The 15945-nt window shown below is 50.9% G+C and carries 14 protein-coding genes; all 14 read right to left on the bottom strand.

Features of this window, described 5'->3' with window-relative positions; all coding sequences use genetic code 11:
• Nucleotides 1–109: 109 nt before the first annotated feature.
• The 14 genes from dnaE to tsf all read right to left on the bottom strand — a co-directional run bounded on the left by dnaE (nucleotide 110) and on the right by tsf (nucleotide 15889).
• Nucleotides 110–3616 carry a DNA polymerase III subunit alpha gene (dnaE, locus tag ACN0R1_RS08290; RefSeq protein ID WP_417581773.1) on the bottom strand — a complete coding sequence of 1169 codons (3507 nt, stop codon included), beginning with the start codon at nucleotides 3614–3616 and terminating at the stop codon, nucleotides 110–112.
• A 1-nt stretch (nucleotide 3617) separates the two neighbouring features.
• Entirely contained in the window at nucleotides 3618–4202 is a 585-nt protein-coding gene (gene rnhB / locus ACN0R1_RS08295; RefSeq protein ID WP_417581775.1) for a ribonuclease HII, read from the bottom strand.
• Nucleotides 4199–5359: a lipid-A-disaccharide synthase gene (gene lpxB, locus ACN0R1_RS08300; protein WP_417581777.1), complete on the bottom strand. Its 1161-nt coding sequence runs from the start codon at nucleotides 5357–5359 to the stop codon at nucleotides 4199–4201. The genes rnhB and lpxB overlap by 4 nt, the downstream gene beginning before the upstream one ends.
• A 9-nt stretch (nucleotides 5360–5368) precedes the next feature.
• A complete protein-coding gene (gene lpxA, locus ACN0R1_RS08305) occupies nucleotides 5369–6145 on the bottom strand; it encodes an acyl-ACP--UDP-N-acetylglucosamine O-acyltransferase (RefSeq protein ID WP_417581779.1) in 777 nt (258 codons plus the stop codon).
• A complete protein-coding gene (gene fabZ, locus ACN0R1_RS08310; RefSeq protein WP_081960711.1) occupies nucleotides 6142–6579 on the bottom strand; it encodes a 3-hydroxyacyl-ACP dehydratase FabZ in 438 nt (145 codons plus the stop codon). The genes lpxA and fabZ overlap by 4 nt, the downstream gene beginning before the upstream one ends.
• Complete coding sequence (gene lpxD, locus ACN0R1_RS08315; protein ID WP_417581781.1) at nucleotides 6576–7613, bottom strand: UDP-3-O-(3-hydroxymyristoyl)glucosamine N-acyltransferase; 1038 nt, start codon at nucleotides 7611–7613, stop codon at nucleotides 6576–6578. Before lpxD ends, fabZ begins: the two co-directional genes overlap by 4 nt.
• An 8-nt stretch (nucleotides 7614–7621) precedes the next feature.
• Nucleotides 7622–8116, bottom strand: a complete 495-nt coding sequence (locus ACN0R1_RS08320; protein WP_417581783.1) for an OmpH family outer membrane protein — start codon at nucleotides 8114–8116, stop codon at nucleotides 7622–7624.
• 13 nt (nucleotides 8117–8129) lie between these two features.
• Nucleotides 8130–10496 (bottom strand): outer membrane protein assembly factor BamA, encoded by a 2367-nt coding sequence (gene bamA, locus ACN0R1_RS08325; RefSeq protein WP_417581785.1) that lies wholly within the window; start codon nucleotides 10494–10496, stop codon nucleotides 8130–8132.
• Nucleotides 10497–10538: 42 nt separating this feature from the next.
• Nucleotides 10539–11891 (bottom strand): RIP metalloprotease RseP, encoded by a 1353-nt coding sequence (gene rseP, locus ACN0R1_RS08330; protein ID WP_417581787.1) that lies wholly within the window; start codon nucleotides 11889–11891, stop codon nucleotides 10539–10541.
• 33 nt (nucleotides 11892–11924) lie between these two features.
• Nucleotides 11925–12734, bottom strand: a complete 810-nt coding sequence (locus ACN0R1_RS08335; RefSeq protein WP_417581789.1) for a phosphatidate cytidylyltransferase — start codon at nucleotides 12732–12734, stop codon at nucleotides 11925–11927.
• Nucleotides 12735–12737: 3 nt separating this feature from the next.
• Complete coding sequence (uppS, locus tag ACN0R1_RS08340) at nucleotides 12738–13484, bottom strand: polyprenyl diphosphate synthase (RefSeq protein ID WP_417581791.1); 747 nt, start codon at nucleotides 13482–13484, stop codon at nucleotides 12738–12740.
• Between the two features lie 43 nt (nucleotides 13485–13527).
• The gene (gene frr / locus ACN0R1_RS08345; RefSeq protein WP_417581793.1) at nucleotides 13528–14085 is read right to left on the bottom strand and encodes a ribosome recycling factor; all 558 of its coding nucleotides are present in this window, start codon (nucleotides 14083–14085) and stop codon (nucleotides 13528–13530) included.
• Nucleotides 14078–14833, bottom strand: coding sequence for a UMP kinase (gene pyrH, locus ACN0R1_RS08350; protein ID WP_417581795.1), 756 nt, complete (start codon nucleotides 14831–14833; stop codon nucleotides 14078–14080). Before pyrH ends, frr begins: the two co-directional genes overlap by 8 nt.
• 192 nt (nucleotides 14834–15025) lie before the next feature.
• Nucleotides 15026–15889: a translation elongation factor Ts gene (gene tsf, locus ACN0R1_RS08355; RefSeq protein WP_417581797.1), complete on the bottom strand. Its 864-nt coding sequence runs from the start codon at nucleotides 15887–15889 to the stop codon at nucleotides 15026–15028.
• Nucleotides 15890–15945: the final 56 nt, after the last annotated feature.

A 15945-nucleotide genomic window follows, 5' to 3' on the forward strand; every position in this document is an offset into this window, starting at 1 on the left:
ATTATTTTATCCATTAAATATTTAATACATATCCCTTCATTGAAGCTATCAATGCAACTTCAACATGTCAACCCTGAATTCAGGAACTATCTAATACAATCTAAACCGCTCAGTTGTCAGGCCAAACCAGACGTACTGCCGGATTACCAAAGATCTCTTTCAGGGCAATAATCTGATCATCGGAGGGTTCCGAGTGCCAGGCTTCGCCCAGTAGAAGATCCCCTTCTGCATCGGCACGGCGAAAACGTAAAGCCAGGGGGAGCTTCTCTGTCGCCTGGCGGGTGCTGGTCAGACAGTCACTGAGTTGTCGCAGCCGGGCAGCAGTCAACGAAGACTGATCACAACTAATTTCCAGCCGACTCGCATGGCGAGCCCGAGCCTGGGTCACATTCATAACACTCTGACCGCGCACACGCACGCCGCCATTATAATCATCCGGGGCCACCTCACCCTCGATCACCAATACCACATCTTTATTGATCAGATGCCGCGAGGCCTCATAGGTATCACCAAACAGGGTGATTTCCATGCGTGCGCTGCGATCATCCAGCGTCAGGATGCACAGGTTATCGCCCTTCTTGGTTTTCTTGATACGCAGATCCACGACTAATCCAGCCATTTTCTGGGAGCGTCCACGCTGTGGCTGAATATCTACCAGCTTGCGACTCACCAGGCGGGATAATTCAGGCTCATACTCGTCGATCGGATGTCCTGTTACATACAGGCCGAGGGTTTCTTTTTCGCCCAGTAGCCGCTCTTTATCAGTCCAGTCGCGCACCTGAATAAAGTCAGCGTAAGGATCGGTCGTTGTCTCTTCTACCACTTCACCAAACAGATCGAGCATGCCGGCATCGGCATTCCGGGCCGCCTGATCAGCGGTCTGCAACGCCGCACCAATCGCCTGCCAGAGCACCGCGCGTCTGGCGCCGAGTTTATCCAGCGCACCGCTGCGTACCAAGGCTTCCATCACCCGCTTGTTAAGGCGCTTAACCCCCACCCGGGCACAAAAATCGAACAGGTCAACAAAGTCGCCGCCCTGCTGGCGTGCACTGACAATCGCTTCGACCGGCCCTTCACCTACACCTTTAACGGCGCCCAGACCGTAAACTATTTCACCGGCATCATTCACGGTAAACATGAACTCACTGGCATTGACATCAGGCAGATTCACAACCAGTTTCATCTGCCGGCACTCTTCAATGAAGATCACCACTTTATCGGTGTTCTGCATATCCGAAGAAAGTACCGCTGCCATAAAGGGCGCAGGATAGAAAGCCTTCAGCCAAGCGGTCTGATAAGACACCAGGGCATAAGCCGCCGAGTGCGATTTGTTAAAACCATAACCGGCAAACTTCTCTACCAGATCAAAGATACTCCCGGCAAGCCCGACATCAATGCCCTGATTAACGGAACCATCCAGGAAGAACTGCCGCTGTTTTTCCATCTCTTCGGCTTTCTTTTTACCCATTGCTCGACGCAACAAGTCGGCTTCACCCAGTGAATAACCCGCCATAACCTGGGCAATCTGCATGACCTGTTCCTGATACAGGATGATGCCATAGGTTGGTTCCAGTACCGGCTGCAGGCTATCGAGCTGGTAATCCGGATGTGGCCAGGCCAGGGGCGCCCGACCATGCTTACGGTTGATAAAGTCATCCACCATGCCTGACTGCAAAGGTCCGGGACGAAACAGTGCCACCAGGGCGATAATATCTTCAAAACGGCTGGGTTGCAGGCGGCGGATCAGATCTTTCATGCCGGAGGATTCCAGCTGAAACACCGCGGTAGTTTCCGCCCGCTGCAACATCTGAAACACCTGCGGATCTTCAAGGTCGATACTTTCAATGGTGAGATCTTCCTCACCTTTGCGCCGACGCAAGTGATTAATGGTGCGTAAGGCCCAATCAATAATCGTCAGGGTACGCAAGCCCAAAAAGTCAAACTTAACCAGACCGGCTTCTTCCACATCGTTCTTATCATATTGAGTGACCAGGCCCTGCCCCTGCTCATCACAATAGGTCGCCGAAAAATCTGTCAGGCGGGTGGGCGCAATCACGACCCCGCCCGCATGCTTACCTACGTTGCGGGTAATGCCTTCCAGCTTGAGCGCCATCTCCCAGATCTCGGCCGCCTCTTCACTGCCATCGATAAACTCCTTGAGCAACGTCTCCTGCTCAATCGCTTTACCCAGCGTCATGCCCACTTCAAAGGGAATCATTTTTGACAAGCGATCCGCCAGACCAAACGGTTTGCCCTGCACTCGGGCAACGTCACGCACTACCGCCTTCGCCGCCATGGTACCGTAGGTAATAATCTGCGATACCGCATCACGACCATAACGGTCGGCAACATAATCGATTACCCGATCACGGTTATCCATGCAGAAGTCGATATCGAAATCGGGCATGGAAACACGTTCAGGATTTAGAAATCGCTCGAACAGCAGGTCATATTCGAGCGGATCCAGATCGGTTATTTTCAGCGCATAGGCTACCAGTGAGCCCGCACCCGATCCCCTGCCAGGACCTACCGGAATATCGTTATCCTTGGCCCACTGGATGAAGTCCATGACGATCAGGAAGTAACCGGGAAAGCCCATCTGAATAATAATATCCAGCTCAAACGTCAGGCGTTCATCATAAATTTGGCGCTGGGCGGCATAGTCTGGAGCCGCCGGATCCAAAATAGTTTCTAAGCGAAACGCCAGGCCATCAGAGGACACTTTGCGGAAGAACTCATCCATCGTCATCCCCTCAGGGATGGGATATTCCGGCAGATAGTAGGTCCCCAGCTCTATTTCAATGTTACAACGTCGAGCAATGGCGACACTGTTACTGATTGCCGATGGCAGATCAGCAAACAACTCCGCCATTTCCTGACTACTGCGAAAATATTGTTGTTCCGAGTAATCACGTGGACGCGAAGGGTCAGCCAGGGTACGACTCTGGTTGATGCACACCCGTGCCTCATGCGCATCAAAGTCTTCGGCATACAGGAACATGACTTCGTTGGTGGCCACCAGCGGGCAGCCAGTTTGACTGGCCAACTCGGCACTGGCATGAACCAGTTCTTCATCACTGGCACGCCCGGTACGTTGTATTTCCAGATAGAAGGCCTCGGGAAATACTGCCATCCACTCCTGCAGTAACTCCATGGCCTGTTCCGCATGCCCTTCCAGCAGGGCCCGACCCACTTCACCACGTGACGCCCCAGACAAGGCAATCAAACCCTCGGCCTTCTCCTTGACCCACTCACGCCGCACTAAAGCTCGGTCATCCTGCAATGACTGGCCTTCCGCATAGGCACGCGATACCAGTTCCATCAGGTTTTTATAGCCTCGGCCATTACGAACCAAGAGTGTCAGACGCGAGGGCTCGGCGCTATCATCCTCAGGATGAGCCAACCAGAGGTCCACACCACAAATGGGCTTTACCCCTTCAGCTAACGCCGCCTTGTAAAATTTGATCAGTGCAAACAGGTTAGTCTGGTCGGTTAAGGCAACAGCAGGCATCCCTTGTTTTGCCGCCGCAGCCACCAGCTTTTTGACCTTAACCAAGCCGTCGTAAAGTGAAAATTCACTGTGCACACGCAGGTGTACAAAGGTATCGGCGGTCATATCAATCAGCTCCTTCAAGGATTTCACGAACCGGCCTGAAGCTGCGCCGGTGTTCTAGCAGTGGACCCAGGCGCTGCAATGCCTGTAAATGCTCCCGTGTGGGATAGCCCTTGTGACGATTGAACCCATAGCCAGGATACTGCAGATGCAACTCAACCATCTGCCGATCACGGGTTACCTTGGCCAAAATTGATGCCGCACTGATACAGGCATGACTGGCATCACCACCGACTATCGCTTCAGAAGGCATAGGCAACTCAGGGCAGCGATTGCCATCCACCAGCACCCGATCTACCTGACAGGACAACGCCAGCACCGCACGTTGCATCGCCAGCATACTGGCATGCAATATGTTCAGTTGATCGATTTCCTGCACTGACGCGCTGGCAATGGCATAGCCTAACGCTCGCTCACAAATTTGCTCATAGAGGGCGTTACGACGCTTTTCAGAGAGTTTTTTTGAATCTTTCAAGCCATCAATCGGATTGAGTGGATCCAATACCACCGCGGCGGCCACCACCTGGCCAACCAAAGGCCCACGTCCGACTTCATCAACGCCGGCAACCCATAGCATCGACTCGGTCATAGCAATACCTGTTTATCGCGTAGCAATGCTTCCACCGCATCAGCGGCTCGCTGACTGGCACCACCTCGTAAGCTTTGATGTATTTGTGTATAAGCCGTCGTGAGTTGCAGGCAAGCCTCGGAGTCTGATAACCAGTACTCCAGCTCATCACACAAACGCTCAGGTGTGACGGCATCCTGCAGTATTTCTGGCACCAGCGTATCTTGTGCCAACAAATTCGGCAGTGAAATCCAACGACTTTTTACCAGGGATGAAATAATACGGTAGGTAAGAGGTGCCATTTTATAAGCGACCACCATGGGTTTTTTGCAGAACAAGGCTTCAAGTGTTGCCGTACCCGAAGCAATCAGAATGGCGTTGCTGGCGGTCATCACTTGATCCGATTGCTTTAATACCAAACGTACGGGCAGATCCGAAAATTCTGTTTGTATCAAGCGTTGCAGGCTATCAAAGCGCGCCTGATTGGCCGCTGGAATCAGGAATTCAACCTCGGGTCGACGACTATACAGTAATCTAGCGGCCTGCAGGAACGGCGGTGCCAAACGCCCCACTTCGCCACCACGACTCCCAGGTAACAGTGCAATGATACAGGCATCCTCAGTCACACCCAAGGCTTGACGTGCCGCCTGAGTATCCGGCTCCAAGGGAAACTGATCGGCCAAGGGGTGACCAACAAACGCTACCCGCTGCTGGTTATCGCGGTAAAAGTCTGCTTCAAAGGGAAACAGGGTCAGCATCAAATCGGTGCTGCGTTTGATGCCTTCAACCCGTTTGCGGCGCCAGGCCCAGACGGATGGACTGACATAATGCACGGTATTAATACCGGCATCATGCAGCTTGCGCTCCAGTCTCAAGGTAAAATCGGGGGCATCTATGCCGATCACCAGATCCGGCGGTGCTGCCCGCCAACGCTGAACCAACTGACGCCGGATACCCAGCAACTCAGGCAAACGCCCAAGTACTTCTGTTAAGCCCATCACTGACAATCGTTCCATCGGGAACAGACTATGGAAGCCCTCGGCCTGCATCAACTCGCCACCTATGCCTTCAGCCTGAAGATCAGGAAAGCGCCGTTTCAGTTCAGCAAGCAGCCCGGCACCGAGAATGTCTCCCGATGCCTCACCGGCTACCATTGCGATACGAAGGGGTGCAGACACGTGAGCCTCCTAGCGAATAATGCCGCGTGAAGAGCTCTGAAGTGAATTTATCAACAACTGAACCGCGCTGTCTTCCGCTGCCATTTCCTGCAATATTGGCAAGGCCTGTTCACGCGTCAGTCCCTGGCGGTAAATAATTTTGTATGCACGCTTCAGATAAACCAGAGTGTCAGCACTGAAGCCGCGGCGCTTAAGGCCTTCGACATTAATGCCATGAGGAGTCGCGGTATTGCCATTCGCCATAACGTAGGCAGGAATGTCTTTCAGCACCACACTACCGGCGCCGCACATCACATGCGCACCGATATGGCAGAACTGATGCACGGCCGTAAAGCCACCCAGAATAGCATAATCATCCAGCCGAACATGGCCCGCCAATGCGGCATTATTGGCTAGAATAGTATGATCACCAACAATACAATCGTGCGCCACATGCGTGTAAGCCATCAACAGGTTGTGACTGCCAATGCGGGTGATGCCCTGATCCTGCACGGTACCACGATGCAGGGTGGCGCCTTCACGAATCACGTTATGATCGCCGATCTCAAGACGGGTTGGCTCACCCTGGTATTTTTTGTCCTGACAGTCTTCACCGACACTGGCGAACTGAAAAATCCGGTTATGCTCGCCAATGCGTGTTGGACCTTTGATCACGACGTGCGATGCAATCACACTACCGGCACCTATCTCAACCCCGGCACCAATATAGGTCCAGGGGCCGACAACCACATCACTCGCCAGTGTTGCTTGAGGATCAATAATGGCGGTTGGATCTATCTGGCTCATACTTTCCGGTCTGCACACAGAATGGTTGCACTGCAGACAATCAAATCGTCCACACTGGCTTTCACAGCAAATTTCCATATACCCCGACGCTCAGACATCACGCGGGCTTCTAACTTAACCTGATCACCGGGAACAACCGGGCGCTTAAAGCGCAGATCATCGGCTCCGACAAAATAGTAAATAGAACCATCTTCCGGGGTTTTATCCATGGTTTTGAAACCCAGTATACCTGCCGCCTGAGCCATCGCCTCAACCAGCAATACACCCGGCATAACTGGGTGATCCGGAAAATGTCCGTTAAAAAACGGCTCATTCACAGTGACGTTTTTGATCGCCACGATGGACTCACCGGGCACCAGCTCAATCACTCGATCCACCAACAGAAACGGATAACGATGCGGTAAATATTTGCGGATTTCTTTTACGTCCATCATGTTTTGCTAACCTTATTAATATCTTCAGCCCTGGCTTGTTCCAACGAACGCACCCGCTTTGCTAATTCATCCAACTGACGAAAACGAACGACATTGCGCTTCCATTGCTGATGAGGTTCCAATCCAGTACCTGAGGAATAGGTACCGGCCTTTTCAATCGATTTACTCACAAGACTCATTGCTGTTACATGGGTATCATCGGCCAGCGTCAGATGCCCAGTAACCCCTACCATGCCTGCCAGCGTACAACGTTTACCGATACGAGTACTGCCCGCAATCCCTGTACAGCCTGCAATAGCTGTATGTTCACCTATAACAACATTGTGAGCGATCTGTATCTGATTATCGAGTTTGACGCCCTGCTCTATCCGGGTAGGACTCAGCGCACCACGATCAATCGTTACACCTGCGCCGATTTCGACATCATCGCCAATACGTACACCACCCAGTTGACAGATTTTAACCCAGCGTTGCTGGTGACGGGCAAAGCCAAAACCATCGGCTCCCAGTACACTGCCACTGTGTATGATCACGCGCGCCCCGGTGACAACATCCGGGTAAAGCACTACACCCGCTTCAATTCGGCTGTCTTTTCCGATTCGGCAGCCGCGCCCGATCACCACATGCGGTGCAATATAAACACCGGCTTCGATAATCACGTCGGGGCCGACCACAGCCTGGGCACAAATCTGTGCAGACGCGTCTATTTGAGCTGTAGCATCCACTGTTGCTGTTGGACAAATACCTGGCTGAATAGTATCGCGCCAGTCAAACAACTGACTCAGTCGCGCATAGGCCAGGTAAGGGTCATCAACGACAATCGCATTATGCCGCACATGTGCAGCGGCGCTGGCATGAACCAACACAGCTCCTGCTTCAGAAGCCTTTAATTGCTTCAAGTAGCGCGGATTAGCAAAAAATGACAGCTGATCTGCCTGGGCGTCTTCCAAGGTAGCCAACCCCAGGACACAGTAGTCTGGATCACCTGACAACTGACCGCCAATATGCCCGGCAAGCTCGCTCAGCCTATACACTGGATTATTTACTGCTGATTCAACAATTCTATCACTCGGGGTGTAAGATCAACGGCACTACTGGTATAGACAGTCGCCTGTTTAGCTACAACCACTTGAATATCCTCTGACTCAATCAGTGTACGAATTGCCTGATCCAGCTTGGGGCGCATCTGTGTCAGGAACTCTTCTTCACGTTCCAGACGCCGCTGATTCATTTGCTCAGCGCGGTTCTGAAATTCCATGTAAGCTTTTTCAAACTGCATAACCAGTTGCTGCAGTTCCTCATCAGACACCAGCCCCTGATTCTGCTGTACACGATCACGTGCCTCCACAGCCTGACGCTCAAGATCGGTCAAAGCCGTTTCCTCTGATGCAAACTCCCGTTCCAGCTGCGCACGGAAATCATTCGCCGCCTGTGAACTTAACAAGGCTTCCTGAACACCCAGCACTCGCACCTTATCGGCCATTGCCAAGGTGCTGCAACACATTAAAACTGCAACCACTAACGCTTTAACTTTCATTATAACCTCTATATTAGAATGTCTGTCCCAGCGCGAACTGGAACACCTCGGTATCATCACCGGTTTCACTATTGAGTGCTTTTGCTAAGGAAACAGACAAGGGGCCCAGCGGCGTCAACCAGCTCAGTCCAAAGCCTACTGAATAACGCAGATCACCAAAATCAACACCATCTACACAGGCATTTGAATTTTGGGCTCCAGATAAACATTCAGTGGTATATACATTACCGGCATCCATAAACACCAGGGTACGCCAGGCACTTTGATCTTTCATAAAGGGTGTCGGGAATATCAGTTCTGCGCTACCGGCTATCAGTACATTACCGCCCATAGAGCGCTGTTTGTTACTGTATTCACCACGACTGTAACGTGGTCCGAGCGTATTGCTTTCAAAGCCACGCACACTGTTCAAGCCACCGGCATAGAAATTCTTGAAGAAAGGGTACGCTTTGTCATTACCATAGCTATCGGCATAACCCACACGTCCACGCAGACCCGCTACCCAAGTTTCATTCTCATTGATTGGCCAGTAAAAGCGATTATTGTACTGCGCCCGATAATACTGCAGATCACTCCCAGGCAGTGATACTTCCAGTGTCGCACCCTGTGAACGGCCACGGGTGGGGAAAAAGCCACGATTCAGGCGATTATCACTCCAACCGGCGGTCAGTTTGGCATTGACGTAATCATTACCATTGCTTTTTATGTACTCATTAATAACATTCACAGCATCGTTAGTGTTGTTAATGTTTAACGAATTATTCGGCTTCAAGCGTAAAAATTCGACATCACCGGAAAAACTCAGACGCTGGAAATCGTCAATTGGATAGCCAAAGGTGATACCACCACCAATACCATCGGTATTGTAGTCACCACGATCATCTTCATCGTAGTTTTCTTCACGGTAGTAAAAATTGTAGCCACGGCTAACACCGTCAACGGTAAAGTACGGATCAAGGTAGTTAAAACTGTATTCTGTCAGCGTTGAACTGTTGGATACATTAAATTCAACACTTTTGCCTGTTCCCAAGAAATTCTCCTGAGAAACCCCCAACTGCAGTATTATCCCTTCACTTTGAGAGAAACCAACACTGGCCGTTAATTGTCCGGACTGCTGCTCTTCAACGGTGATTTCCAGATCGACCTGATCATCGGTACCCGGTACTGGACGCGTTTCCACGTTAACAGTTCGGAAATGACCAGTACGTTCCAGACGGGTTTTTGAACGTTCAATCGCAGCTGTAGAAACAATAGCCGCTTCCATCTGCTCCAACTCCCGACGAATGACTTCATCGGCTGAACGGTTGTTGCCACGAATGGCAATACGTCGAACATAGGTCAATTTACCCGGCTCAATAAAATAGCGCAGGGAAACACTACCCGATTCTTCATCCACCTGAGGTATAGGGCTGACGTTGGCAAACATATAACCTTCATCTCCCAGCAAACGTTCCAGACGCTCCTGAGAATCCGTCATTTCACGGCGGGAAAATACATCGCCTTCACCCAGACTCATTTTGCTAACCAGCTCATCTTCACCAACAACCAGATTACCCACCATCAGCACTTCACTGACGGTGTACTGTTTGCCTTCAGTGATACCAACGGTGATGAACACATCTTTTTTATCTGGCGAAACAGAAACCTGAGTTGAGTCGAGCGAGAAATTGATATAGCCGCGATCCAAATAATAGGAGCGCAAACGTTCCAGATCCCCAGATAATTTTTCCCGGGAATACTGATCAGATTTGGTGTAGAAAGACAGGAAGCCTGGTAGCTTCAGCGAAAACAGATCGATCAGCTCGTCATCAGGAAAGGCTTCATTACCGACAATATTAATGTGCTGGATACTGGCAATACGCCCTTCGGTAATATCGATATTTAAGGCAACACGATTACCTGGAAGGGTTTCAACCTCAGTCTGGATATCAGCACCATAACGCCCCTGAGCAGAATACACACGCATCAGATCCAGTTCGATCTGATCCAGGGTGGCCCGGCGAAATACGTCGCCTTCCTGCAGACCAGACTGGCGCAAACCATCACGCAACTGTTCTTCTTTGATGGCTTTATTACCCTCTATGCGGATAATGGCAACCGCCGGACGCTCGCGCAGCACCAGCACCAGCACATCACCATCACGATTGAGCTGTACATCATCAAAGTAACCTGAACGAAACAGCTCACGGGTGGCCGATGCCAACTGCCCAGCATCCACCTGATCGCCAGCAGCAACCGGGAAATTGCGGAACACAGTGCCCGGATCTACCTGTTGCAGGCCTTCAACACGAACATCACTGACAACGAAAGGCAGCGTATTGGCGTGCCCCTGTGTAACCCAGAGCAGTGAAATCAGGAACAACATTAACAAGTGCTTCATGGCGTAAATACTTTCGTCGTCTGTCGGTTTAAGAATGCCTGCTCAGAGGCGCGCTATATCATTGAATATTGCCACAGCCATCAGACTGAACAGCAACAACATTCCGATTTTCAGGCCTAATGTCTGCACCTGTTCGCTGACAGGCCTACCTCTGATCAGTTCGACCATATAATACATCAGATGACCGCCATCGAGCATAGGTATCGGTAACAAATTCAGTATCCCGAGACTGATACTCAGATAGGCGAGAAAACTGATAAAGGCTTCCAGGCCAGATGCAGCTGAATCTCCTGCCACTTTAGCAATGGTTATCGGACCACTCAAGTTTTTCACCGAGATGATACCGATAAACATTTTACGAATGGAATCCAACGTCAGCACAATCATTTGACCGGTACGTTCAACACCCATCACCAAGGCAGTAACAGGGCCATAACGTATTTCACGCTGCATAGCTGCAGGCCACTCCGGCACCTGTACACCCGCACCGATGAAACCACTGACAGACCCATCTTCGGCCTGACGTGAGGCAGGAGTCACTTCAACCGTCAGCACACGCCCTGAGCGCTCAATTTCGAACACTCGCGGCTGGTCAGCACTTAACTGAATCAACTCAACCAAACCTTGCCAGGTATCGGCAGGTTCGCCATCAACTCGCAGTATCCGGTCTCCAGTCTGCAAGCCGGCCTCTGCAGCACGACCATCTTCCAGTAGCTGACCAAGCACCGGTTCAACATCAGGCCGCCAAGGAATAAACCCTAAGGCGGTCACAGGCGATTCACGCTCGAGATCCACCCGCCAGTCGTTCAACTGCACTGTATAGTTACGCGCACTACGCCCGGACTCAGACGCTTCAATTTCAATTTCTCTGGTATCACCAATCAAAGCTGCCAACCGCAGATTCACCTGCTCCCAGGAATCCACTTTATAGCCATTGATTGATTTGATTTCTTCACCCGGACTCATGCCCGCCACGGCAACCGGTGAACCCGGGCGTACCTCGCCTACTTTGGGGACAATCACACTGGTACCCAACACAAACAGGAACCAGTATGCCAGCACGGCAAACAGCAGATTCACGACCGGTCCTGCAGCGACAATCGCAATACGCTGCATGACCGGCTTAGTATTAAATGCCTGCCCCTGCCATTCAGGTGGTACGGTATCTTCACGCTCATCCAGCATGCGCACATAGCCACCCAACGGAATTGCGGCAATTACGTATTCGGTCTGATCTTTACCCTTCCATGAGAACAGCGGCTTGCCAAAGCCCACTGAAAAGCGCAACACCCTGACCCCACAACGTCGAGCTACCCAGTAGTGTCCCCACTCATGAATCGTTACAAGAACCCCAAGCGTCACCAGGGTCGCCAACAAAGTCTGGATCAATCCCATTTATCACTCCAGGTAAAATGGATAACACTCAACTCAGAGTGCCGGCAGGTACATAAGACCCAGCAGAAACACTGGCGCTGCTGCCGTCAGGCTATCAATTCTATCGAGGACGCCACCATGACCAGGCAGAAGCGTACCACTGTCTTTGATACCTCTCTCGCGTTTGAACATGCTTTCAAACAGATCACCCAACACTGAAGCCATGGCGGTAATCACAGCCAGCAGTACAAGAAAGACTGTCGCGACCAACGAAAGTTCACGAAAAAAGGCATACGACAGCGCAATGACCACGCAAGCAAGCAAACCACCAGCCAGGCCTTCCAGCGTTTTTCCCGGACTGACCTTGGGCATGAGCTTATGCTTACCCAGTGCCTTACCTGAAAAATAGGCGCCGGTATCGGCGCCCCATACCAGAAAGAGCAACAGAAGAATCAGCCACTCACCCTGCTCAAGCGCTTTAATTTCCCTTAAGGCCAGCCAGGCGGGAATCAGAACCAGAAGACCTATAAATAATTTGGGCGTACCGGCTTTCCAGCGCACCCCTTCAGGGTAGCGCAACACCATGGTAAGAGCGAGCAGCCAGAAAGCACCCGCCACAAGCATCACCTGCGCAACAACCACACTGGTCGCAAACCACTCGAGCAGCAGAATCAGGACGGCGCCAACCGTCACATAAATCACACGGCCACGCAGATCAAAACGACAAAAATTTGACCATTCCCAAACACCGTACAGCGTAGCCAATGCCACCAGCAATGAAAACAGCCATACCGGCGCCCAGATCACTGCACTCAGGACCAGAACACTCAACACAACGGCTGTGATAACTCTTTGCTTCAGCACTATTCAGGCCTCTATCTGGTCCGATGTTTTTCCAAAGCGGCGTTGACGACTAGCAAAACTCTCTATTGCTTTACGCAATTCCACTTTCCCAAAATCCGGCCAGTAACAATCGCAGAAATACAGCTCTGTATAAGCCATCTGCCAGATTAAAAAGTTACTGATACGCTGCTCACCACCGGTGCGAATACAAAGATCCGGTTCAGGCACACCTGCCAGAGAGGTAAAGCTATCGAAGATGGCTTCATCAAGATCAGACGGCTTTAACTGTCCATCCAGGCAGGACTGCATTGCAGTACGTGCGGCCTGTACCACATCCCAGCGACCACCATAATTAGCAGCAATATTCAGCATTAAGCCCTCGTTATCCGCCGTCAGCGCTTCTGCTGCGGCCATTTTTTGCTGTAGTCTGGTAGAAAAACGCTGACGATCACCGATTATATTCAAACGAATACCATGACGATGCAGCTTTTTCACCTCCCGATCCAGCGAGAGCATAAACAGATCCATTAGCCCCCGAACTTCCTTTTCCGGACGCTTCCAGTTTTCACTACTGAACGCAAATAGCGTCAGCACTTCTACACCCTGTTCAACACAGCCTTCTATGGTTTGGCGAACACTGCTGACGCCGGCCTTATGACCAGCAACACCCGGCAGATGGCGCTGCTTTGCCCAACGATTATTGCCATCCATAATAATGGCAATATGACGTGGAACCGCCGCAGTGATTGTTTGACTTGCAGATGTGGACATAAGACGAGTGGCGGGACTTACGCCCCGCGCTCCGGCAGATACATTAAATTTCCATAAGATCTGACTCTTTTTGAGTCAGCAATGCGTCCACTTCCGATACGAACTTATCGGTCAGCTTCTGAACTGTGTCTTCACCACGGCGCTCTTCATCTTCACTGATGGCTTTTTCTTTCAACAGATCTTTGATGCTACTGTTGGCGTCACGACGAATATTACGAATGGCCACTTTAGCCGCTTCTGACTCTGATCGTGCCTGCTTGATATAGCCTTTACGCGTTTCTTCAGTCAGAGCAGGCATGGGCACACGAATCACATCACCAGCCGTATTAGGATTAATCCCCAGATCCGACTTCATGATGGCCTTTTCAATTTCTGGCACCATCTTCTTCTCCCAAGGGATTAACGTCAGCATTCTTGAATCTTCAACGTTAATATTGGCAACCTGGGACAGCGGTACCATAGAACCATAATAGGACACCTGCACACTATCCAAAATACTGGGATGTGCGCGGCCGGTACGAATTTTTTTGAAGTTATCGACCAGAGACTCAACACTTTTGGCCATACGCACTTCAGCGTCTTTAGTTATTTCATTAAGCATAGGTTTCTCCTGCAGCCGGATCGGCATCAATAAGTGTTCCTTCGTCCCCACCCATCACCAGATTCACCAGCGCACCGTGTTTATTCATATTAAACACACGTACCGGCATATTATGATCACGGGTCAGACAGATTGCCGTCATATCCATGACACCCAACTGTTTTTCCAGAACTTCATCAAAACTTAAATGTTTGTAACGCTTTGCCGACGGGTCTTTCATCGGATCAGCCGTATAGACACCATCAACCTTGGTAGCCTTAACCACCACATCGGCCTCTACTTCTATACCGCGAAGGCATGCTGCCGAATCCGTGGTAAAGAAAGGGTTACCCGTTCCAGCCGCGAAAATTACCACATCGTTCTGACGCAGATAGCGCATGGCATTACGACGATCATAATGATCGACCACACCCGACATGGGAATTGCTGACATCACCCGGGTAGCGATATTACAGCGCTCCAGCGCATCACGTAACGCCAAGGCATTCATGACGGTTGCCAGCATCCCCATATGATCACCGGTAACACGATCAAGCCCGGCGGCACTCAGCGCAGCACCACGGAACAGATTGCCACCACCTATGACGATACCTACCTGAACACCGATACCTACCAACTGCCCTATTTCAAGCGCCATACGGTTAAGTACTTTGGGATCAATACCGAAATTTACTTCACCCAGCAGCGCTTCACCACTGAGTTTGAGGAGAATACGTTTATATCTGGATTGTTTATCAGCGACCGGCATCGATGGGTTCTCCGCACTTAATGAGTTGCAACAGTGTACAAGAAAACAGCGCGATTACGCAGTTTTTTCTGCCGAAAAACAGCCTGCCCAACAGCACTATGGGCAAGCTCAGCGCTTACCCATAGTGTATTTATCCAGCCCGAACATGAATAGATCAAAGATTCAGACCCTGTCTGGGGCAGACTAGACCAATCAGCCCTTCAGCTGCTCAGCCACTTCATCAGCAAAGCTTTTCTTCTCACCAAGGTCGATGCCTTCACCTACAGCGACACGAACAAATGAAACCACCTCAGCACCGGCCGCTTTGACCAGCTGACCAACAGTCTGCTCAGGGTTTTTAACAAACGCCTGCTCGACCAGACTGTTTTCAGCGAGGAACTTCTTGATCCGTCCCATCGCCATTTTTTCTTTGATCTCCTGTGGCTTACCTTCCATATCCGGCTGCGCCATGATGATCTCTTTCTCACGCGTCAACTCTTCCTGCGGCATATCGTCAGGCTTAGCTACACGCGGGTTAACGGCGGTAACGTGCATGGCAACATCACGTGCCACATCAGCGCTGGCACCACTAAGCGCCACAACAGCCGCCAGACGATTCGTGCTATGCACATAACCATCAACCATCGCACCTTCAACCAGGAACACACGACGCACAGTGATATTTTCACCGATTTTCTGCACCAGTGCTTCACGCGCAGTTTCCAGCTCACCCGCCATCAGTGCAACAACATCAGTCTGCTTATCGGCAAATGCCTTATCCAGCACTTTGTTAACAAAGCCCAGAAAGTTATCATCACGTGCGACAAAATCGGTTTCAGAATTTACTTCCAACAGCACGGCATAGCTGTTGTCATCGGCAACACGCAATGCAACCACACCATCAGCCGCTGTACGGCCTGCTTTTTTGGCTGCCTTCATGCCAGAAGATTTGCGCAGATCATCAATTGCTTTTTCGATATCGCCTTCCGACTCAACCAGGGCTTTTTTACATTCCATCATGCCCAGACCGGTACGCTCACGCAGCTCTTTTACCATCGCAGCAGAGATATTCGCCATGTTACTCATCCTCAAAACATCAATTATTCATTAATCTGATCGAAAAAAGGGGAGCT

Source organism: Nitrincola sp., assembly GCF_048264025.1.
In the GTDB taxonomy this organism is placed as follows: Bacteria; Pseudomonadota; Gammaproteobacteria; order Pseudomonadales; family Balneatricaceae; genus Nitrincola.